Annotated in this window: 14 protein-coding genes; 3 read left to right on the top strand and 11 right to left on the bottom strand. The window is 69.5% G+C overall.

The window, feature by feature from the left end:
- Positions 1-5: 5 nt before the first annotated feature.
- The 8 genes from ENSA5_RS14050 to ENSA5_RS14015 form a co-directional block, all read right to left on the bottom strand.
- Positions 6-563 (bottom strand): hypothetical protein, encoded by a 558-nt coding sequence (locus tag ENSA5_RS14050; RefSeq protein ID WP_106392160.1) that lies wholly within the window; start codon positions 561-563, stop codon positions 6-8.
- The gene (locus tag ENSA5_RS14045) at positions 548-1,042 is read right to left on the bottom strand and encodes a cytochrome P460 family protein (RefSeq protein ID WP_146155685.1); all 495 of its coding nucleotides are present in this window, start codon (positions 1,040-1,042) and stop codon (positions 548-550) included. The genes ENSA5_RS14050 and ENSA5_RS14045 overlap by 16 nt, the downstream gene beginning before the upstream one ends.
- Positions 1,039-2,352, bottom strand: a complete 1,314-nt coding sequence (locus tag ENSA5_RS14040; protein WP_106392158.1) for an NHL domain-containing protein — start codon at positions 2,350-2,352, stop codon at positions 1,039-1,041. Before ENSA5_RS14040 ends, ENSA5_RS14045 begins: the two co-directional genes overlap by 4 nt.
- Positions 2,349-3,545, bottom strand: coding sequence for an NHL domain-containing protein (locus ENSA5_RS14035; RefSeq protein ID WP_106392157.1), 1,197 nt, complete (start codon positions 3,543-3,545; stop codon positions 2,349-2,351). Before ENSA5_RS14035 ends, ENSA5_RS14040 begins: the two co-directional genes overlap by 4 nt.
- Positions 3,542-4,549, bottom strand: coding sequence for a beta propeller repeat protein (locus ENSA5_RS14030; RefSeq protein WP_181197744.1), 1,008 nt, complete (start codon positions 4,547-4,549; stop codon positions 3,542-3,544). The genes ENSA5_RS14035 and ENSA5_RS14030 overlap by 4 nt, the downstream gene beginning before the upstream one ends.
- Positions 4,550-4,671: 122 nt before the next feature.
- Complete coding sequence (locus ENSA5_RS14025) at positions 4,672-5,916, bottom strand: serine hydrolase domain-containing protein (protein WP_106392155.1); 1,245 nt, start codon at positions 5,914-5,916, stop codon at positions 4,672-4,674.
- Positions 5,917-7,071: an acetyl-CoA C-acyltransferase gene (locus ENSA5_RS14020; protein ID WP_106392154.1), complete on the bottom strand. Its 1,155-nt coding sequence runs from the start codon at positions 7,069-7,071 to the stop codon at positions 5,917-5,919.
- A 31-nt stretch (positions 7,072-7,102) separates the two neighbouring features.
- Positions 7,103-9,532 carry a 3-hydroxyacyl-CoA dehydrogenase/enoyl-CoA hydratase family protein gene (locus tag ENSA5_RS14015; RefSeq protein ID WP_106392153.1) on the bottom strand — a complete coding sequence of 810 codons (2,430 nt, stop codon included), beginning with the start codon at positions 9,530-9,532 and terminating at the stop codon, positions 7,103-7,105.
- 226 nt (positions 9,533-9,758) lie between these two features.
- Between ENSA5_RS14015 and ENSA5_RS14010 the strand changes: the two genes are divergently transcribed.
- Complete coding sequence (locus ENSA5_RS14010) at positions 9,759-12,431, top strand: lytic transglycosylase domain-containing protein (protein WP_106392152.1); 2,673 nt, start codon at positions 9,759-9,761, stop codon at positions 12,429-12,431.
- Positions 12,432-12,536: 105 nt separating this feature from the next.
- Here ENSA5_RS14010 and ENSA5_RS14005 read toward each other — a convergent pair whose 3' ends face one another.
- Positions 12,537-13,499, bottom strand: a complete 963-nt coding sequence (locus ENSA5_RS14005) for a hypothetical protein (protein ID WP_146155683.1) — start codon at positions 13,497-13,499, stop codon at positions 12,537-12,539.
- A 286-nt stretch (positions 13,500-13,785) separates the two neighbouring features.
- A complete protein-coding gene (locus tag ENSA5_RS37655) occupies positions 13,786-14,163 on the bottom strand; it encodes a hypothetical protein (RefSeq protein WP_181197742.1) in 378 nt (125 codons plus the stop codon).
- Positions 14,164-14,480: 317 nt separating this feature from the next.
- Between ENSA5_RS37655 and ENSA5_RS13995 the strand changes: the two genes are divergently transcribed.
- Entirely contained in the window at positions 14,481-15,074 is a 594-nt protein-coding gene (locus tag ENSA5_RS13995) for a DNA-3-methyladenine glycosylase (RefSeq protein WP_106392149.1), read from the top strand.
- A 97-nt stretch (positions 15,075-15,171) separates the two neighbouring features.
- The gene (locus tag ENSA5_RS39180) at positions 15,172-16,830 is read left to right on the top strand and encodes a hypothetical protein (RefSeq protein ID WP_258182844.1); all 1,659 of its coding nucleotides are present in this window, start codon (positions 15,172-15,174) and stop codon (positions 16,828-16,830) included.
- Between the two features lie 291 nt (positions 16,831-17,121).
- Here the strand turns inward: ENSA5_RS39180 and pyc are convergent, their stop codons facing one another.
- Positions 17,122-20,589, bottom strand: coding sequence for a pyruvate carboxylase (gene pyc, locus ENSA5_RS13985; RefSeq protein WP_106392173.1), 3,468 nt, complete (start codon positions 20,587-20,589; stop codon positions 17,122-17,124).
- Between the last annotated feature and the right edge of the window lies 1 nt (position 20,590).

Below are 20,590 nucleotides of genomic sequence, written 5' to 3'. Positions count from 1 at the left end.
CGCCATCACTGCGCAGGTGTGACCATCAGGGCGACCAACTCCCAGCTGTTGGGGCCGTGGTTGTGGACGTGAAGCTGCATCTCGCTGCCGGCTGGCACGGCGCGATCGATCGTGAAGGTCTCGTCGATCTCGGCCGCGTCGCTCGGGATCGGGGCATGAAATTCCCACTCGATCTCGCCGTCGATCGACAGCGCCAGGTAGCCCTCGCCCGGGTCGGGCGCGGTGAGCACGTCGTGAAAGGCGAGGACGTTGACGACGTCGCCGGGGACCAGGGCCTCGAGCGTGGCCTGACGCAGGGTGAGGTAGTTGCAGAGCTCGGTCTCGATCTCGAGGGTCTGCTTGAAGGGATCGAGGTACCAGCCCGCGTCGTCGCAGACGGCGTCGGCCGGCCGCTGGTCCGCGAACAGGTCCACGCTCGGGTCGATGACCCGGGCCCAGCCGTCGACCCGCGCGAGCGCGAAGGGCTCGCGCTCGGGCTCGGGCGTGGGCTCGGCCGGACACCCACACAGGACCACGGCGCTCGCAACCAGCGCCTGGACTGACCGCTTCAGGGGACCGCGCACGTCCACTCGTAACCGTCGGGGCCGACCCCGCAGCCTGTGTGACAGCCGATGCAGCGCGGGGCGTCTTCGTCGAGCACGCGACGGTCGAGATCGACCCGCTGCCACGCCCAGTCGAGGGTCTCGGGCGCGCTCTCGTCGGGCAGTCGGCGCATCACGGTCCACTGCTTGATCGGGCCGGAGCAGGTCAGATCACCGAAGTCGTACTCTTCTTTGAGCACCACGGCGTCGACGGGGAAGGGCTCGACGCGCTCTTGGTAGGGCGCGAGCGCCGAGGGGCTGGCCAGGATCCGGATGTTGTTGAGATCGTGGTCGCCGCTGCCCCGGCAGTTGCGAACCTCGACGTAGCTGCTCTCGTAGTCCGCCGGAAAGTCAGGCTCGGCGCCGTCGTCCTGGGTGTCGTCGGCCGGGCACGCGCTGAGCAGCGCGACGCCGAGGGCGGCCGTCAAACTCCAACTGCAGCGATGAAGGGCGCCGATCATGGCATCACGATGGTCCGGATCACGCTGTTGCCAGTGTCGGACACGACCAGGGTGCCGTCGGCCCACTCGACACCAAAGGGCAGGTTGAGCAGCGCGTCCTCGGGCGGACCGCCGTCGCCCTCGTAGCCAGATTCGCCGCACTGGCCGACCGCGGTGCGGATGATCCCCTCGCTGTCGATCGCGCGGACGCAGTGATTGTAGACGTCGGTGAAGTACAAGGTGCCGTCATCGGCCAGCGCGAGGTCGACGGGGAAGTTGAGCTCGGCCTCGAGCGCGGGCCCGCCGTCGCCCGAGTAGCCGTTTTGGGGCACGCCGTCGACGGGCGCGGTGCCGGCGACGCGGCGGACGAAGCCCTCGGTGTCGATCATGCGGATCAGGTGATTGGCGGTGTCGGCGAAATACAGGTTGCCGCTACCGTCATACAGGATGCGCCCGGCCGGGGACGCGGACTGACCGAAGGGCTGGGCCATCCGCATCTGCGTGGCGGGGATGTCGTCGCCGGAGTAGCCGGGCGTGCACGGCTTGTCACAGTGCTCGTCCGGATCGCCGCAGGTGAATTTGCCGGACGGGCCGTTGGGCCCGTCGGGGCACTGGACCGGCTCGACGCCCTCGGCGCACGGACCGGGGCCGCCGGGGGCCGGGGCGTCGACGATGCAGCGGCCCGCGAGCAGGTGGATGTCGCCGGCCTGGTCGACCATGCGCAGGACTTGATTGGCCTGATCCATGATGACCAGGTTGCCGTCGGGATCGAAAGCCAAGCTGGCGGGGAGATCCAGCGATGAGCTCTCCGCGGGCCCCTCGTCGCCGAAGTAGGCCCGCTTGCCGTCACCGCAGGTGTCCGAGACGAGGCCGGTCGCCCGGTTGACGATGCGGACCTTGCTGTTGTGCCAGGCCGCCATCACGATGTTCTCGCCGCTTTGGTCGAAGATGATGTTGGTCGGATGGTTGAAGTCGCCGTTGGCCGGATCGTCGAGGCTGCCGCCCAGCTCGCCGCGCCCGGCGACCCAGCTGAGGTTGCCGTCGTTGTCGAGCAGGCGCAGGCGGTGGTTGTTCCAGTCGAGGATGTAGATCGAGCCGTCGGGGGCCGTGAGGGTGTCTTGGGGCAGCGACATCTTGGCCTCGAGCGCCGCGAGGACCGTGGTGTCGGCGTCGCGGTCGTAGCCGTTCTCGCCGTTGCCGACGATCGTGCAGATCGTGCCTTCGATGGTCGGATCACACGATGGCTCGGGCTCGGCGGGGCAGCCGGTCAGCGCGAGGAGGGGCCCGAGCGAGAGAACCGAGCGGCCCGACAGGAGCGAGGGCCGGGTCATCGGGCCACCTTCACGATCCGCGAATTGAGTGAGTCCATCACGTAGAGGTTGCCCTCGGGATCGAAGGCGACGCCAAAGGGGCGGCGGAGCTTGATCTCGGTCGCGAGCTGGCCCTCGGCGTCCTCGATGCCGAGCTCACCCGTGCCCACGACGGTCCGGATCACCCCGGTGTCGAGGTCGATCGCGCGGACCTTGCCGTTGTCGGTGTCGGCGAAGTAGAGGTCGCCGTCGGGGCCAATCTCGAGGTCGCGGGGCGCGTTGAGCTGGGCTTCGAGCGCCGGGCCGCCGTCGCCCGCGGCGCCGCCCTCACCCGTCCCGGCGAAGCGATCGATCGTGCCCGAGGCGAGGTCGAGCACGCGGATGGTGTCGGCCTCGGTGTCGGAGATGTAGAGGCGACCCTGGTGGTGGACGATCCCGCCGCTGGGGTTGGGGTTGGAGCCCCGGGCCCACGAGAACTCGGCCATGAGCGCGGGCCCACCGTCGCCGGCGCTGCCGAGCTCTCCGGTGCCTGCGATGGTTGTGATGAGTCCGTTGGTGTCGATCATCCGAATACGAGCGTTTTGTTGATCGACGATATAGAGATTGCCCGCGTCGTCATAGGTCGCGTCGCTGAGCTGCTTGAACAGCGTCGAGGCCGACGCGGGCTCGCCGTCGCCAGCGAAGCCCGCACCGCCGCCGCACACGACCTTCACGAACGCGGTGTCCGGATCGACCGTGAGCAGCTTGTGGTTGTGCCACGCGACAACCAGGACGTCGCCGTCGGGCTGCAGCAACAGGTTGGTCGGGTGATTGAGCAGCCACTCGCTGCCCTCGGCGCCGGTCGGAGGCAGCCCGCCGAGGGGACCGTCGCCAGGAAAGATCGGGTTGGTCGAGCCGATGACCGACTCGACCGTGCCATCGGGCAGGATCCGGCGGATCAGGAAGTTGTTGAAGTCGGTGACCCACGCGCTGCCGTCGGGCAGGAACAAGAGATCTTGGGGCTGGCTGAACGAGGTCTCGAGCCGATGGTTGTCGCCGTTGTAGCCCTCGCCGGTCCGGAGCCCGGCCCAGGTGCACGCGTGGCCCGGCTCGAGGTCTCGGCAGGCCGCGTCGGGGTCGGGGTCGGGCTCACGGTCACAGCCTGGCCCGAGGCCGAGCAGCGCGCACAGTGATGTCGCGATCGAGAACCTCAGTTTTATCTTTAGTTTACTCATAATCCCTCGCTGGGGATGGAGGGCCCCCGATGGATCATCACGCCCTCGTCAAATGGTGGGCTGTAGACTTGCCCGCCGACTGCCCACATGCAACCTTCGTCATCGATCCACGCCGCGTGCAGGGTGTGGGCGAGGTTGAACCCAAGGTCCTCCTCGGCCCAGCCGCCCGCGTCGGAGCGCGTGAACACGGCCCCAAACGCACCGACGGCGACGCCGAGGCCGTCGTCACCGAGCACGACCCCCGACAACCCGGGCGGCGGGGGAGTTGGCGTCACGTTGGTCCACGCGTCCCCTTCGTACTCCAGGATGATGCCCGTCGCCCCGCCGCCGACCGCGGCGTAGCGGCCCTGCTTCGCGTGAACGGTGAACAGCGACGAGCCGACTCCGGTGTCCTCGTACTGGAGTGATGCGCCGTCCCAATGCAGGGCCACGCCGTTGCTGCCGACGAGGTGGGCGTCGTTGGCGGTGGTCCCAAACACTTTCCAGACCGCGGAGTCTGCGGTGACCTCGGCCGGCAGCGAGGGTTCGGGGATCCAGGCGTCGCCGGACAGGCGCCAGGCAAAGCCGCCGCTCGCGTCCGAGGCACCGCCGACGGCCCAGACATCGTCCGGGGTCGCGCCCCAGATGCCGAACACGGTCTCGGTCCCGGGTGTGTCCATGAGGGTGTAGTCCCCGTCCTCGTAGCGGAGGATCACGCCGCCTTCGCCGCCCATGTAGACGGGACCCTCGTCGAAGCCGAACACCCACCACAGGTTGCCCTGTGACTCGCCGGTGGGCACCCGTGACCACGACTCGCCGTCGAAGTGGATCACGGTCGGCCCGGTCCCGTCGAGGGCGTCGCCTCCGACCGCCCAGACATCTCGTGAGCTGGTGCCCCAGACCGAGAGCAGAGCGCCCGACAACCCGCGATGGACCAGCTCCCAGGCGTCTTCAGTCGGTGGAGTCGGCTCGGGACAGGCCGCCAGAGATGACGCTACGACGAGAAGTAGAAGCTGGCGATGCACGACGGGGTCAGGCTATCAGGGCGGGAATTGCGAGACAACGCGTGGCCGCGAGCGCAGCGGTGGCGCCGAGGGGGGGACGGGACGAGCTCACCCTCCTTGGTGCCATCAGCGATGCGAAGCGATCACCTGGGCTCGCGCAGCAGCTGCGCGGCCGCGGCCGCGCTCGCCGGGAGCCCTGCGCCGCAGTTGGCCAGTAGCACCACCGCCCGACGCCCGGGGACGAAGAGCAGCTCCGCCGCGAACGCGACGTTGTTGCCGCTGTGGCCGTAGGCGCGGGTGTCGGCGTCGAGCGCCCACGAGCGGAGGCCGTAGCCGTAGCGCTCGTCAGCTCGGGTGGGGCTGCGCTGCTCGGGCGGCAGGGGAGCGCCAGGCTCGAGCATCGCCGCGCTCCCGGGCAGGCGCTCGGTACCGATCGCGAGGGCGAAGCTCGCGAGGTCTGCGGCCGAGCCGAGTACGCCGCCAGCCGGGTTCATCCAGCGCGGATCGCCGGGCATGAAGTCGAGATCCTCGCGGACCGGGATCGGGTGGCGATCCTCGTCGTGGGTCAGGTGGCCACAGGCCGCGGCCTCGGCTCGTTTGGCCTCGGCGGTGAAGCTGCTCAGGCCGAGCGGGGTCGCAACGCGCTCGGCGACGAGGGCCTCGTAGTCTCGCGCGGCAGCGCTGGCGACCATGGCCCCGATCAGCGAGTAGCCCGCGTTGCTGTAGTGGTACTCGCCCGGTCGGCCGACCTCGCTGCGGCCCAGCGCGGGCAGCCACGCGCCGTCGAGCTCGACGAGGTCTTCGGGGGCGATGTCACGCAGCCCGCTGCGGTGGCGCAGGAGCGCGGCCAGGGCCGGGTCGCGGCCAGACGGGCTCTCGTAGCCGGGGACCACGGCGCTCGCGGTGGTCGTGAGCGAGAGCCGGCCCTCGTCGACGAGAGCCAGCGCGAGCGCGGCGGTGACCGGCTTCGAGATCGAGCCGAAGCGAAAGGGCGTGCTCGGCTCGACCCGCGCGGCCTCGCTGAAGCAGCGCACGCCGAGCTCGAGGTGGAAGGGATCGACGCCGGGCTCGGCGACCGCGAGCGCGACCCCGGGGATGTCGCGCTCGATCCACTCGGCGCACACGGAGCGGATCAGGCCGTGGACGTGGGGGGCGGCGCCGACGAGCGCGTCGCGGACACACGCGCGCTTGTCTGCCGCCTTGGGGTCGGTTGGCTCGGTCGGCTCGGCCGGCCCGGTCGCGTCGGATGCGGGGCCGGGCGTCTCGCGCTTGGTCGGCTGCGTCTCGGTCTGCGAGCGGCTACCCGAGTAGCAGCCCGCGATCAGAACCGCCGTAGCGATGACGCCGCGGCCCGGAGTCGACCACCGGGCGCGGGCCGAGCTCGACACTCAGTACAGCGCCTCGAAGATGCCCGCGGCACCCATGCCGCCGCCGATGCACATGGTCACCATCCCGTAGCGACCCTTGCGACGACGCAGCTCCGACAGCAAGGTCGCGGTCAGCTTGGCGCCCGTGCACCCGAGCGGGTGGCCGAGGGCGATCGCCCCGCCGTTGACGTTGACCTTGGCCGGATCGAGCTTCAGCTCGCGGACGACGGCCAGCGACTGCGCGGCGAAGGCCTCGTTGAGCTCGAAGAGATCGATGTCGTCCTTGCTGAGCCCGCACTGACGCAGGACCCGAGGGATCGCCTCGACGGGGCCGATGCCCATGAGCTCCGGGGCGACGCCCGCGACCGCGAAGCCGACGAAGCGCGCGAGCGGGGTCGCGCCGATCTCCTTGGCCTTGGCGGCGGACATGATCACGCTCATCGCCACGCCGTCGCTGGTCTGCGACGAGTTGCCAGCGGTGACGCTGCCCTTGACGTGGAACACCGGGCGCAGCTTGGCGAGCGCCTTGGCGTTGGTGTCGGCGCGGGGGCCCTCGTCGGTGTCGAAGGTGCCGCCTTCCGTCAGGGTCACGGGGACGATCTCGTCCTTGAAGCGACCCTCGGAGATCGCGGCGATCGCCCGCTTGTGGCTCTCGAGCGCGAACGCGTCCTGATCTTCGCGGCTGATGTCGAACTTGCGCGCGACGTTCTCGGCGGTGACGCCCATCGAGACGTAGACCTCGGGCCGCTCGGCGATCATCTTGGGGCTCACGCGCGGCTTGTTGCCGCCCATCGGGACCATCGACATCGACTCGATGCCGCCGCCGACCCCGACGTCGAGGGCGCCAACCATGACGCGCTCGGCGATCATGGCGATCGTCTGCAGCCCGGAGCTGCAGAAGCGGTTGACGGTCAGGGCCGCGGTCTGGTCGGGGCACCCGGCCCCGATCCCGATCGTGCGGCCGACGTTGAGGCCCTGCTCGGCCTCGGGCATCGCGCAACCGATCGCGATGTCCTCGATCATGCCGGGCTCGAGCCCGTTGACGCTCGCGATGGTGGCGCGGAGGACCTCGGCGCCGAGGTCGTCGGGCCGGGTGTTGCGCAGGGTCCCGCGCGGGGCCTTGCCGACGGCCGAGCGCTTGCTGGCGACGATGACTGCTTCTCGGAGTTCTGCCATGTGCTTGCTTCCTTTGCGTTCAGTCTCGTGCTCAGTTGCGCAGCGGCTTGCGCTTGTCGAGCATGTGTTGGATGCGGGCGAGGGTCTTCTCGGTCCCGCACAGTGACAAGAAGGCCTCGCGCTCGAGGTCGAGCAGATCCTGGGCGGTGACGGTCCCGGCGATCGGCTTCATGCCGCCCGACAGGACGTGGATCATCTTGGTTCCGATCAGCTGGTCGTGCTCGCTGGCGAACCCGCCCCAGCCGAACTCGTGGATCCCGAGGACCAAGTTGGCGCCTCCGGGCGCGCCCATCACGTGGATCGGCTCGTTGCGGTCGGGCGGCACGTAGTTGCCGGCCGCGAGCGCGAGCGCGGCCCGCTTGGCGTCGGCGACGACGCGGTTCTTGTGGAAGGTGATGCCGTCGTTGACGCTCAGCCAGCCCGTGTCCCGGGCTTCGAACGCGGACATCGAGACCTTGCCGGTCGCCGCGGCTTCGAACCCGCGCCGGACCCAGTTGAAGACCTCGCCGGGCTGCAGCTGGGCGGCGTGGGCCGAGGCCCGCCGGGCGATCTCTTTCATGCCGCCGCCAGCCGGGAGGACCCCGACGGCGATCTCGACCAGGCCCATGAACAGGTCCGCGCCCGCCTGGATGTGGTCGGCGTGCATCGAGACCTCGCAGCCGCCGCCGAGGGTCTGGCCGTAGGGGGCGACCACGACCGGGAGCGGCCCGTGGCGCAGGTTCATCAGCGTCTGCTGGAGCGCGTTGACGGCGGTGTCGAGCTCGTCCCACTTCTTTTGCATCGCGGCCATGCCGATCTGCAAGAGGTTGGCGCCGCGGCAGAAGTGGTCGTCCTGCGAGCCGATGACCAGGGCGTCGAAGCCCTTCTCGCGCAGGAACTCGGGGGCCTCGCTCATCAAGGTGACCACGCCCTCGTCGAGGACGTTGGCCTTGCTGCGGAACTCGAGCAGCGCGACGCCGTCGCCGATGTCGATCAGCGCGGCCGAGGAGTTGGACTTGATCTCGCGCTCGGGCTTGTGAGCGCCGAGGATCAGCATCCCAGCGGGGGTCTCGACGTCGACGTAGGCCTCGCCGTCGAAGATCTGCTGGTCCTTGCCGGGCCGACCCTTGTACCAGGTCGCGTCATCACCCTGGGCGAGCAGCTTGACGATCGAGGGCGCCGGCTCGATGCCCAGCTCGCGCATCTGGGCCGCGCACCAGGCGGGCCCGGCCGCGTCCATCAGCTCGAAGGGCCCCATGCCCCAGCCGTAGCCCCACTTCATCGCGTCGTCGATCTGCTTGGGCGTGTCGCAGATCTTGCCCGTGAGCGTGGCCGAGTAGTTGAACAGCGGGAGGTAGACCTTGCGGTAGAAGTCGCCGGCCCGGCCTTCGAGGCGCATGGCCTTGTTGACCTTGGCGGCCGGGGAGCCGCGCAGCCCCTTGAGCTCGGGGAAGTCGGGCTTGATCTGCTCGCGGTACTCGCCCGTCTCGAGGTCGAGCGAGAGGATCACGCGCTTGCCGCTCGCGTCCTTGGTCTTCTTGTAGAAGCCCTGGCCCGCCTTGTCGCCGTACCAGCCCTTGTCGAGCAGGGTCTGGAGCGCGGGGCTGATCTGCATCTTGTCGTGGAGCGGATCGTAGTTGTCGGCGCTCGGGTCGCCGCTGAGGGCCTCACGCAGGTTGCGGATCACGTGGCCGGCGACGTCGAGGCCGACCATGTCGCCGAGGCGGTAGCTGCCGGTCTTGGGCCGCCCGACGGGCTTGCCGTTGAGGGTGTCGACCTCTTCGATCGTGTAGTTGCCCTCGGCGGTCGCGGCGAAGGTCAGGAGCATCTCGCCGATGCCGATCCGGTTGCCGATGAAGTTGGGCGTGTCGCGGCACAGGACCACGCCCTTGCCGAGCACGCGGTCCGAGAAGCGGGCGACGTCGTCGACGATCGCCTGAGCCGTGAACTTCGAGGGGATGACCTCGAGCAGGTGCATCCACCGCGGCGGGTTGAAAAAGTGGAGGCCGAGCAGGCGCTCGCGCGCGCCCTCGGGCAGGGCCTCGGCGATGTCGCCGATCGGGATGCCCGAGGTGTTGGTGGCCAGGATCGTGTGCTCGCCAGCCGCGGCTGCGACCTGCTTGAACACGCTGCGCTTGATGTCGAGGCGCTCGACGATCGCTTCGATCACGATGTCGCTCTGGCCGACAGCGTCGGCGAGATCGTCGTCGAAGTTGCCCGCCGTGATCCGGGCTGCGAAGCCCTTGAGCATCAGTGCGGGCGGCTTGGCTTTGGGCAGGGCCTTGAGCGCCCCGGCGGCGAGCTTGTTGCGGGCGGCCTTGGGGGCGTCGGCGCCGACGCCCTTGGGTACGATGTCGAGCAGGTAGGTCCGGATGCCGGCGTTGGCCAGGTGGGCGGCGATACCTGCCCCCATCGTCCCGGCACCCAGCACTGTGGCCACGAGCTGGTGAGGAGGTCGATTCAGCGTCACGGGGCGGACCATAGTCGCCGCGGCCGGCCTTGGCTACATGGAAGGGGTCACGCGGGCGCGCGGGTTGTGCGCGAATGCGCACGGCGCAGCGATCTCGGCCACCGTCGAATGGACCCAGCGGCTGCTGCGTAGCCCCACGGGCGGGCTGTCCTGCGCAAACCCTCGCGCGGTGGCCGAGAAGATTCTCCGTAAAATGGCCCCAGGCGACCGAGTTGCTAGAATTGCATGGGTCTTGGGTGTGTCGAGCAAACGTCGAGCCTACGGGACGATCAGCGCCGCGCTGATCGTGGGCCTGGCGTTCGGGGCTGCCGAGGGCTGCGTGACCTCCGAGCCGCTGGCCTCGGTCCCGCCCGACGAGGTCGTCGATGCGCAGGGGACACAGGTCGAGGTCGCGAGCCGTGAGCTCAGCACCGAGCCGTCCGAGCCCGAGCGTCCGCCGCCGTGGTCCCCGCCCGACGAGCCGATCCTCGACGGCGTCGACGGAGCCGCGCAGCTCCTCGCGCGCGGGCAGGCCGAGGCCGCGCTCGAGCAGCTCGAGGCCGCCAACAAGCTCGACACCGTCGAGGGCGAGGCCGCGCTCGAGCCCGAGTCGCGCGAATGGTTCCTGGCCGGGGCGATCGCCGGTCGGGCGTACATGCAGACCGGCCAGTGGGAGCTGGCCGTGCTCGCGCTCGAGCCCCTCGCGGCGAGCAAGAAATTCGCCGACATGCTCCCGCGGGACATCGTCGGCTACGAGCTCGCTCGGGCTCGGACCGCGTGGGCGACCGCGGGCGGCCTCGATCCGACGACCGCGGACATCCAGCTGCGCAAGGCGGTCCGCGAGCTCGGCAAGCTCAAGGGGGCCAAGCCCAATCGGATCCAGGCGGCGCTGCGCGTGGCCCAGGGCGAGGCGATGGTCGCGATCGCGGGCGCCGACAAGCGCTCGCGCAAGACCGCGGCCAAGAAGGCCGACCAGGCCCTCGAACGCCTGATCTCGAGCTTCCCCAACCACGCGGAGGTCGGCGAGTGGATGCTCGAGCGCGCCCTGGCCAAGGAGCGCGCGGGGCAGACGAGCGAAGCGGCGGCGGCCCTGCGTCAGGTCTCGATCGACCGCGCAGGTGAGCCCGAGGCCGCTCGGGCCTGGGCCGAGCTCGAGCGCCTCGCCGCCGAGCACGACAAGATCGAGGCTCGCCCGCTCGATACCGCCGAGCGCCTCGCCGCCGGTCAGGCCGCGCGGATCCTGCGGCGGATCGAGCGCTCGAAGGAGCTGCTCGAGGGGGTGTGGAACGATCCCGAGCAGCCCCGCCACCGCCACCGCGAGGCCGGCCACTCGCTCGGCTGGACCTACTACAAGGCCCGCGAGTACAGCCGCTGCGCCGACGTGCTCAACGAGCTCTACGCCGACGTCCGGTCGATGAGCACGCGCAACGATCTCTCGCGCTGCCTCGAGCGAGCCGGGCGCTACGACGAGCTCATCCAGCTGTGGGTCGAGGTCTACGACGGCAACAAGAGGGCGTCCGGGTCCACGGCGCTGTGGAACGCGATCGAGCTGGCCGTCAACGGCGGCGAGTACCAGCGCGCGAGCGAGCTGCTGGCCGAGTTCGAGACCCGGTTCAAGGGCCACGGGAGCGAGCGCCGCTGGCTCCGCGCGTGGCTGCCGATGCGCCTCGGTCAGGATGACGAGGCCCGGGACGCGTTCACCCAGTTGCTCGACAGCGGTCGAACGGGCGGGCGCGAGCGGGCGATCACCTACTTCCTGGCCAAGCTCGAGCTGCGCAGTGACGACCCGGAGATCCGTCAGCAGGGCGTCGCGCGCCTGCGCGGCCTGGTCGACACGGCCTACCAGCGGATCGCGGCCAACGGGGTGATCGGCGGTCACCCGATCTACTACGGGCTGATGGCGCGTCAGCGCTTGCTCGAGGCGGGCGAAGATCCTGGCGAGCCGCCGCGGGTCGAGCCGATCGAGCACACGCAGCCGTGGATCGGCCATCGCGAGACCCTCGCGCTGCTGGCCAAGATGGCGGCCGAGCACGGTGACTCGTTCAGCTCCCTGGTCCGGGCCGAGCAGCTGTTCGCGGCTGGCTGGCACGAAGAGGCCAGCCGCGAGGTTCGGATGGCCGCCGACGAGTTCATCAACGGCGCGAGCGTCTACGGCGGCTCGTCGATGCCCGGGACCCGGAGCGAGGCGCTCGTCGCCGGGCTCGCGTGGGCGCCCGAGTGGCGTCAGCCCGTGGCGACCGCGGGCCGCAACGCGCGCAAGGCCATGCGCGACGAGGACTACCGCGCCGTCCTCAACGCCGACTTCTCTCGGCTGACCTGGGCGATGAACGAGCCCTACCGCTTCGGCAAGCTGTCGAGCTCCGGGGAGCCCTACCGCGCCCGCTGGCACCTGCGCGCCTATCGGGAGCCAATCGAGCGCCACGCCTGGGAGCGCGAGGTCGATCCGCACCACCTGTGGGCGCTGATGTACACCGAGTCACGCTATCGTCGGCACGTCGTCTCCTACGTCGGCGCGCGCGGGGCCCTGCAGATCATGCCGTGGACCGGTCGTCAGCTCGTCGAGGACCTCGGGGAGATCGAGCGCGGCGAGCGTTTTGATCCGGATATCCTGTTCTTGATCGAAGACAACAGCCGCCTCGCGACCTACTACATCAGCGAGCTGCTGACCAAGTTCCACGGCCAGCCGGCCTTCGCCTACGCCAGCTACAACGGCGGCCCCAACAACGTCGCGCGGTGGCTGGCGGCCAAGAGCCAGGGGCCGACGGGGGTCGGGCTCGACGAGTTCATCGAGGAGATCCCCTTCCAGGAGTCGGCCCGCTACGCCCGGCGGGTGATGGAGGTCCACGCGACCTACGATCTGCTCTACCGCGGAAGCCTGCCGACCTGGACCAACGAGGTCGATCCGGTGTTCGAGGACAACATCGACTACTAACCCAAAGCCCAAAGCCCAAAGCCCAGAGCCCATGGCAAAGCCCGTGAACCTGGCCCGATGTCGGGCAAGGTTCACGGGCTTCGATCGCCGGGGCGCTGTGAAGGATCAGGCGGCTTCGGCCTGTTCGGCGGCCTCGTCCGTCGCGTTCACGACTTCGGGCGGCGGCAGCTCGTACTGAGCGAGCAGATCCTCGCGCGCGGCCTTTCGCAGCGTCTCCCAGATGAAGTCGTAGACGTCGAGCAGGTCCCGGGGCGGGAGCCCGGCGGCCTCGAGCTCGTCGGACACGGTCTTGGCCATGTGCAGGTAGCGGGCGTAGTTCTTGAAGCGCGGGCGCCTCACGGCCTTGAAGTTGGGCAGCAGCATCGTGCCCTGTTCGGTGTACACGCTCGGACGCACGCAGGTGTGGTGCTCGGGGTCGACGAGCCCGCCGATCATGCTGACGATCGGCCAGGTCGCGGCGTCGCCGAGGTAGCGCACGAGCACGTTGAAGCGGCGCTCGGTGTCGTCGTCGTCCATGTCGCTTTTGAGCCAGTCGTAGATCGCAACCGAGAGGTCACGCGACGGCCTGATCTTGCGCAGTTTCTTGACGTGTGAGCTCGGGACCAGGTTGCTGCCGGTCGCGAGGGCGAGCAAGCGGTCGAAGATTTCGTCCCAGTCGCGAGCCTCGATCAGCGGCTCGAGCTTGTCGACGCTGAGCCGATGGGCGTCGCTGATCGCCGGATCGCGGTGCCGCTTGAGCCGCTTGCGTGCATCGAGGCCGCGGTACTTCTTCATCCACGCCTTGCCACTGAAGCCTTCGGGGAAGTTGCGACGAAACAGCAGGATCTGATCGCGGAGCGTGGGCAGGCGGGTTGACTCGGTGACCGAGTCGGCGCGGGCGAGGCGTGTGAGCCTGCGAACCGCCTTGGCGCTGCCGTCGCCGGGCGCCTGCGCGTCTTCCAACAGGTGGTAGTAGCCCTCTTTGAACACGCGCATCTTGCCATCGGAGAACTGATATCCGCGCTTGCCGTCGCGCTCCCACAAGAGCCCTGCGACGCCCCAATGGCCGCGCTTGCTATGACGATACAATGGAATATTGGTGGTGGTGGGTTGGGCTACTTGCTGCATCCGGCGATCTCCTTACAATCGGCGTGGCTGGGGAAGGGGAGGCCTCAATGGCTCCCTGCGACTATCATGAGTGGCGCCAACGACTGGCGACGAGTGGCGTGTCGACCGGAGATGCGCAGCACCTCCACGGGACACGAACCTCCACACTATAACACGTCTGAGACCGAACGCAAGTCTCAGGCCAGTCTGCGCGGGTTGGCCCGCACAGATCGACGCTCAGTTGTGATCGCGAGCGACGCTCAGCTCATCAGCTTGTTGATCGCGATCTGCCAGTGTTGGCGTGCAGGCGGTCGAGCGCGAACACGAATTCCTGATTCTTGTCCTGATTCTTGTCCTGATTCTTGTCGAAGTGGAACAGTCGCTTCTTCTCGACCTCCATCATCACCTTCACGTTGGTCCCGAAATACTCGATGTCGAGCTTGACGTCGGTGATGTCGAGCTTCTGACGCAGGCCCATCGGCGTACTGGCGTACTGGCGTACCGTGGCTGAGTTGGCGGCGCGGCCTGCTGTTGCTGCGCACGCAGGGCCAGCATCACCAGCATCACCAGCATCACCAGCATCACCAGCATGACCGGCGAGGGCGGCGCCGTGTTGGTCGTGGCCTGCGCGCCCTGTGCAGGCCATCCGACGTGGGTGGACCAGATCGCTGTGACGCTGACCGGTGATCGAGGGGGCGTGACGGGATTCGAACCCGCGGCCTTCGGAGTCACTCCGAGCCGCGCTGGGTTCTTCAGCAGCCTGCTAGCAGCCCGGGGTGCAATGCATCGTGTCGCCTCGCGCCGGAATGTTCGCCGAGGGCTCGAAGCCAAAACGCCGCTGTACCGGGCGTACTGCAAGTTTTGGCGACAAAGCTCTCGGCGAAAAGGCCAAGCGAGGCGGCGCGAGGCATTGCACCCCGGGCTGCTAGGAAGTTTCTCCGTCGGTGGGATACTGCGCCCGCCGTGCCGCCCTTGCCGCAGTCCTTCTTTCGCGTCCCCGTCGACGAGCTCGCGCCCGCGCTGCTCGGCTGTCGGATCAAGCGTGGGCCGGTCGTCCTGGCGATCACCGAGGTCGAGGCCTACGCCGGCCCCGAAGACACGGCCAGCCACGCGCGCTTTGGTCGGACCGAACGCAACGCCGCGATGTGGGGGCCCGGCGGTCGGGCCTACGTGTACCTGTGCTACGGCGTCCACAACATGCTCAACGTCTCGGCGGGTGAGCCCGGGCAGGCGTCGGCGGTGTTGATCCGGGCGTGTGAGCCGGTCGCGGGGCTCGACGAGATTCGTCGGCGTCGGGGTGGCAAGTCGGGCGTCGAGCTGCTGGCGGGGCCGGGCAAGGTCGGCGCCGCGCTCGAGCTCGACACCAGCTGGTCCGGGCACCCGCTCCACCGCTCTGGCGGTCTGAGCCTGCTGCCCGGCGACGCGCCGCGGCGCGTGCTCGCGGGGTCGCGCGTGGGTATCGACTTCGCCGCGCCGGCCGACCGCGATCGTCCGTGGCGATTCGCGGCAGCCGACACGGCCTGGGTCAGCCACGCAAAGGGCCTGGCGTGCCTCTGAGGGGGCGTGAAGGTTCGGTGCGCGGTATTGAGCGCGCGCGAATGCGACCCGACCGCACCCGTTCTAGCCGCCCCCAGCGCTGATAGACTCCGCGAACATGCGCGCCACCCTCGATGCCCTTCGCTGCACCGTGCTGTTCGTCGTCCTCGCCTTGCTCGGCGGCTGCGCGGGCAAGGACAAGGTCCTCGTGCTCGTCGCCGACAACCACCCGACGATCAACCTGTTCGGCTTCGAGGAGAGCGAGCTCCACCACATCAACAACACGGTCGAGATGCACCGTAACGTGTTCCTGGTCCGCTACGACGTCGAGCGGCCCAACGAGCTCGACTGGATCAACTGCCCGATCGACGCGACCTACGTGTGGGACCTGTCCAAGGGCCGCCGGGTCGAGAGCATGTACATCCGCTCCTTCCAGGAGCTACAGGCCAAGGTCCCGGTCAACTACGCGCGCTTCGCTGGCTACGTGAAGAACGGCAAGGCGCTCGAGTTCAACTACGTGACGGTGGGCTCGTGGGAGCTGGTCAGCGACTTCAGGATCCCCAAGGACGATCCCGACTGCGAGCGCGCGACCCACTACGTGACCACGCTCAGCGTCGGCGCGTTCAACTTCTCCGAGGAGAAACAGATCGAGGGCGGGCTCAGGGCGGAAGAGACGACCACGGGCGCGGGGGTCGGCGTGGCCGCTGGCCGCGGCTCGGGCGAGAGCACGCAGATGGGCGACCTCGACTCGTGCATGGATGACCAGGCCGCGCTCAACGACTGCTTCACCCCGCTGCAGGTCCTGATGATGCCGCTGGCCTCGCGCCACTGGGACGACGGCAGCCCCGCGCGGGCCGTGGAGCCCGAGCAGCCCGAGTCGGCCCGGGTCGCCGCGGACGCGAGCCCACGGACGCCGGCCGAGGGCGAGCGTCAGGTCGCCTCCGATCTCACGCTCCACGTCGACGAGAACGCCTGGCGGCCGGGCTCGTTCATGGCCGCCGCCTTGCAGCAGCTGCTCGTGACCGCCTCGCGGATCGACAACACGACCAAGTTCGGCTTCGACGACAAGGGCAGCACGGTCGTCGCGGGCTTCTTGCGGCCCGACCACCCCCAGCACTTTAGCCGGCCCTTCGAGGCTGGCATGACCTACGCGGTCATCGGCGCGAGCGCGACCGGGGCCAACATCGACATTCAGATCACCGACTCGAGCGGCAACGTGATCGCCGCCGACACCGACCCCGACGCCAACCCGACGGTCAGCTTCACGGTCCCGACGACCGACAACTACCGGGTTCAGCTCGCGGTCGTCGGACAGGACGAGGAGTTCGGCGCGATCGTGGTCATGCAGGACGGCGGCCTCCGGATCGAGGCCGAGATCCTCCAGAAGGTGTTCCAGCGCTTGCTCGACTCGGGCGCGTTCGCCTCGGCCAAGGTCCAGGACCTCGGCTTCCCCAACGGGCTGGTCTTCCACGAGAGCGACTGGGCCGTGCAGGGCACGATCCTCTATCCGGGTGAGGCGATCCGCCAGCGGGGGATCACGCTCGGGAGCAAGTCGGCGGTGTTCGGGGCCGTCTCCCACGAGGACTCGTTCAACGTCGACCTCGAGGTCATCGACGCGAACAGCGGCGAGACCTTCGCGGACCATGAGCCCGACAGCAACCCGATCGTGATCGTCGATCAGCCCGATCCGAACACGAGCTACGATCTGCGCGTGATCTACGGCGAGGGCGAGTCGGCGACGCTGGCGACCTCGCTGATCCTGATCTTGAGCGACTGATCGGGGACCGGGCACCAGGGGCGCCCGCGAGCAGCACGATCTTGCCCGTGCCCGAGCCGAGGTCCACGAAGTGATCGTCAGCGTGGAGCTCGAGCCGCGCGAACAGCTCGAGCGCGGCGCTCGGCAGCAGCTCACCGTAGATGGCCGACCCCAAGGACTGGTGGACCCGGCGGGCGTCGGCCATGGGGATCGAGAAGCCGTCGAGGCCGCGGTAGAACCGGTCGAGCGGGCGGGGCGGATCGCCTGTTGGCGACCCTACAGCCACTCGACTCGCTCCACCGTGGCGCGCAACTATGCCAGCGCGTCGCCGACGTCGACGTCGATCTCGACCAGGAGGTCGCCGGCGATCAGCGAGTCTCCGACCCCGACCGCGAGGCGCTTCAAGGTCCCGGCGACCGGGGCTCCGACCACGGTCTCCATCTTCATGGCCGAGAGCACGACCAGCGCGTCGCCAGTCGCAACCTGCTGGCCAGCCTCGGCCCGGAGCTCGATCACGACCCCGGGCATCGGCGCGCCGACGGACCCGGGCTCGTCGGGCTTGGCCCGCTCGCGGGTCACGGTCTCGTGGGCGACCGAGGCGTCGGGCACGAGGATCGAGCGGGGCTGGCCGTTGAGCTCGAAGAAGACCTCGCGCTGGCCGTCGTCGCGGACGTCGCCGATCGCGGTCAGCTTGACGATCAGCAGCTTGCCGCGCTCGATCTCGAAGTTGATCTCTTCGCCGAGGCGCATCGGGGCGATGAAGTTGCGCGTGGGCAGGAGCGAGACGTCGCTGTAATCGCGGCGGAAGGCCATGTATTCGTCGAAGACCGCCGGGTAGAGGGCGGCCGAGACCACGTCGACGTCGCGGACGTAGGCGCCCCACTTGGTCTCGAGCTGGCGCTGGAGGAGGTCGAGGTCGAGGGCCGGGAGCGTCGCGCCGGGCCGGCCTTCAATGACCGGGAGGCCGCGGACGACCTTGGAGCGCAGGGGCTCCGGGAACCCGCCGTGGGGCACGCCGAGGTAGCCCTGGAAGAACTCGACGACCGAGCGCGGGAACGAGAGGGTCTCGGCCCGCTCGCGCACGAGCTGCTCGTCAAGATCGTTTTGGACCATGAACTGGGCGAGGTCGCCGACGACCTTCGAGCTCGGGGTGACCTTGATGACGTCGCCGAGCAGGCGGTTGGCGGCGGCGTAGGCCCGCTTGATCGCCTCCCAGCGCCGCGCGAGGCCGAGCGCGCGGGCCTGGAACTGCAAGTTGGTGTACTGCCCGCCGGGCATCTCGTGCATGTAGACGTCGGCGCTGCCGCTCTTGAGGCCCGACTCGAACGGAGCATAGAGGCCGCGGACTTGCTCCCAATAGCTGTTGAGCGGCGAAATACCCCCGAGCTCGAGGCCGGTGTCGCGCTCGGTCCCGGCCAGCGCGGCGACGATCGCCCCCATCGCGGGCTGCGAGGTCAGGCCAGCCATGGCGTCGAGGGCGACGTCGACGACGTCGGCTCCGGCCTCGGCGCAGGCGAGCATCGAGGCCACGCCGGTCCCGGCCGTGTCGTGGGTGTGGACGTGGATCGGCAGGTAGGGGAAGGCCTCGCGCAGGGTTCGGATCAGGAGCCGAGCGGCGCCGGGCTTGAGCAGGCCGGCCATGTCCTTGATCGAGAGCACGTGGACGCCGCGATCCTGCAGCTGCCCGGCGAGGTCGACGTAGTACTGCAGCGAGTACTTGGTCCGCTCGGTCGAGCTGACGTCGCCCGTGTAGCAGATCGCGGCCTCGATCACCCCGCCCGCGCTGCCGACCGCGTCGATGCCGAGCTCGAGGTTGGGGATGTAGTTGAGGCAGTCGAAGATCCGGAACACGTCGACGCCCGAGCGCCGCGCGAGCTCGACGAAGCGGCGGACGACGTTGTCGGGGTAGTTGGTGTAGCCGACCGCGTTCGCGCCCCGCAGCAGCATCTGAAACGGGATGTTGGGGACCAGCGCGCGGAGCCGCTCGAGCCGATCCCAGGGGCACTCGCGCAAGAAGCGAAGCGCGACGTCGAAGGTCGCGCCGCCCCACATCTCGAGCGAGAAGCAGCGGCGCAGGACGTGGGCGGTGGCCGGGGCCGCGGCCGCGAGCTCGCGGGTGCGCACGCGCGTCGCGAGCAGGCTCTGGTGAGCGTCGCGCCAGGTCGTGTCCATCAGCAGCAGGCCCTGGTGCGCGCGCACGGCCTTGGCGAAGGCCTTGGGCCCCTGCTCGAGCAGGATCCTGCGCCAGCCCTCGGGCGGCGGGGTGTCGATCCGGGCGAGCTCGGCGGGCAGCTCGGGATCGGGCCCGGGCTTGGCGTCGGACGCGGGCGCGACCGTGGGCCCGTTGACCGCGACCTCGCCGAGGAAGCGCAGCGCTCGCTGGGCGCGGTTGCGCCGACGCGGGAAGGTGAACAGCTCGGGCGCGCTGTCGATGAAGTCGGTCCGCGCGTCGCCCGAGAGGAAGGTCGGGTGGCGCAGGACGTTCTGAAGGAAGGGGATGTTGGTCTTGACCCCGCGGATCCGAAACTCGGCCAGCGCGCGATGGAGCTTGGCGGTCGCCGAGCCGAAGCTCAGCGAGTGGGCGGTGACCTTGGCGAGCAGCGAGTCGTAGTGGGGTGAGACGCGGGCGCCTGCGTAGCCCGAGCCGCCGTCGATCCGGATGCCCATGCCCGCGGCCGAGCGGTAGGCCTCGATCCGACCGGTGTCGGGCTGAAAGCCGTTGAGGGGGTCTTCGGTCGTGACCCGGCACTGGATCGCGAAGCCGCGGGTTGCGATCGCGTCTTGGCTCAGGCCGAGCTCGGCCAGGGTCGCGCCGCCAGCGATGCGGACCTGGGCCTGGACGAGATCGACGAGGGTGACCTGCTCGGTGACGGTGTGCTCGACCTGGATGCGAGGGTTGACCTCGATGAAGTAGTGGCGGCCCTGCGCGTCGACGAGGAACTCGACGGTCCCGGCGTTGCGGTAGCCCGTGTGGCGCGCGAGCGTGACCGCGTCGCGGAGCACGGCCTCGCGCAGGTCGGGGTCGAGGTGGACGGCGGGCGCGACCTCGACGACCTTCTGGTGGCGGCGCTGGACCGAGCAGTCGCGCTCGAACAGGTGGATGACGTCGCCGCGAGCGTCGGCGAGGATCTGGACCTCGATGTGGCGCGGGCGCTCGACGAAGCGCTCGATGAACACGGTCCCGTCGCCGAACGCCGACTCGGCCTCGGACCGCGCGCGCTCGAAGGCCGAGCCGAGCTCGGCGCGCTCGCGGACCACTCGCATGCCCCGGCCGCCGCCGCCCATCGCGGCCTTGATGATGACCGGCAGGCCGTGGGCCTCGACGAAGGCCTCGGCCGCGGCGAGATCCTCGATCGGCCCGTCGCTGCCGGGGACGACCGGGACGCCGGCCGCGATCGCCAGCGCGCGGGCGCGGGTCTTGTCGCCGAGGACCTCGATCACGTCCGGCGAGGGCCCGACGAAGCGGATCCCGGCGGCCTCGCAGGCCCGGGCGAAGTCGGCCCGCTCGGACAGGAAGCCGTAGCCCGGGTGGATCGCGTCGACCTGGCTCTGGCGGGCGAGCTCGATGATGCCCTCGATGTCGAGGTAGGCGGCGACGGGGGTCTTGCCCTCGCCGATCAGGTAGCCCTCGTCGGCCTTGTAGCGATGGAGGTGGACGCGGTCCTCACGGCTGAAGATCGCGACGGTGCGGATCCCGAGCTCGGTCGCGGCTCGGAACACGCGAATGGCGATCTCACCACGGTTGGCGCACAGGAGCTTGCGGATCGGCCGATCGGGCACG

The organism is Enhygromyxa salina (assembly GCF_002994615.1).
In the GTDB taxonomy this organism is placed as follows: domain Bacteria; phylum Myxococcota_A; class Polyangia; order Nannocystales; family Nannocystaceae; genus Plesiocystis; species Plesiocystis salina_A.
This window is presented reverse-complemented; position numbering and strand designations above follow the sequence as displayed.

Excerpts from the sequence above, each read along its gene's own strand:
- ENSA5_RS14045 (WP_146155685.1), bottom strand. The coding sequence starts at position 1,042 with ATGATCGGCGCCCTTCATCGCTGCAGTTGGAGTTTGACGGCCGCCCTC.
- ENSA5_RS14040 (WP_106392158.1), bottom strand. The coding sequence starts at position 2,352 with ATGACCCGGCCCTCGCTCCTGTCGGGCCGCTCGGTTCTCTCGCTCGGG.
- ENSA5_RS14035 (WP_106392157.1), bottom strand. The coding sequence starts at position 3,545 with ATGAGTAAACTAAAGATAAAACTGAGGTTCTCGATCGCGACATCACTG.
- ENSA5_RS14020 (WP_106392154.1), bottom strand. The coding sequence starts at position 7,071 with ATGGCAGAACTCCGAGAAGCAGTCATCGTCGCCAGCAAGCGCTCGGCC.
- ENSA5_RS14015 (WP_106392153.1), bottom strand. The coding sequence starts at position 9,532 with ATGGTCCGCCCCGTGACGCTGAATCGACCTCCTCACCAGCTCGTGGCC.
- ENSA5_RS37655 (WP_181197742.1), bottom strand. The coding sequence starts at position 14,163 with ATGGCCTGCACAGGGCGCGCAGGCCACGACCAACACGGCGCCGCCCTC.
- ENSA5_RS39180 (WP_258182844.1), top strand. The coding sequence starts at position 15,172 with ATGCGCGCCACCCTCGATGCCCTTCGCTGCACCGTGCTGTTCGTCGTC.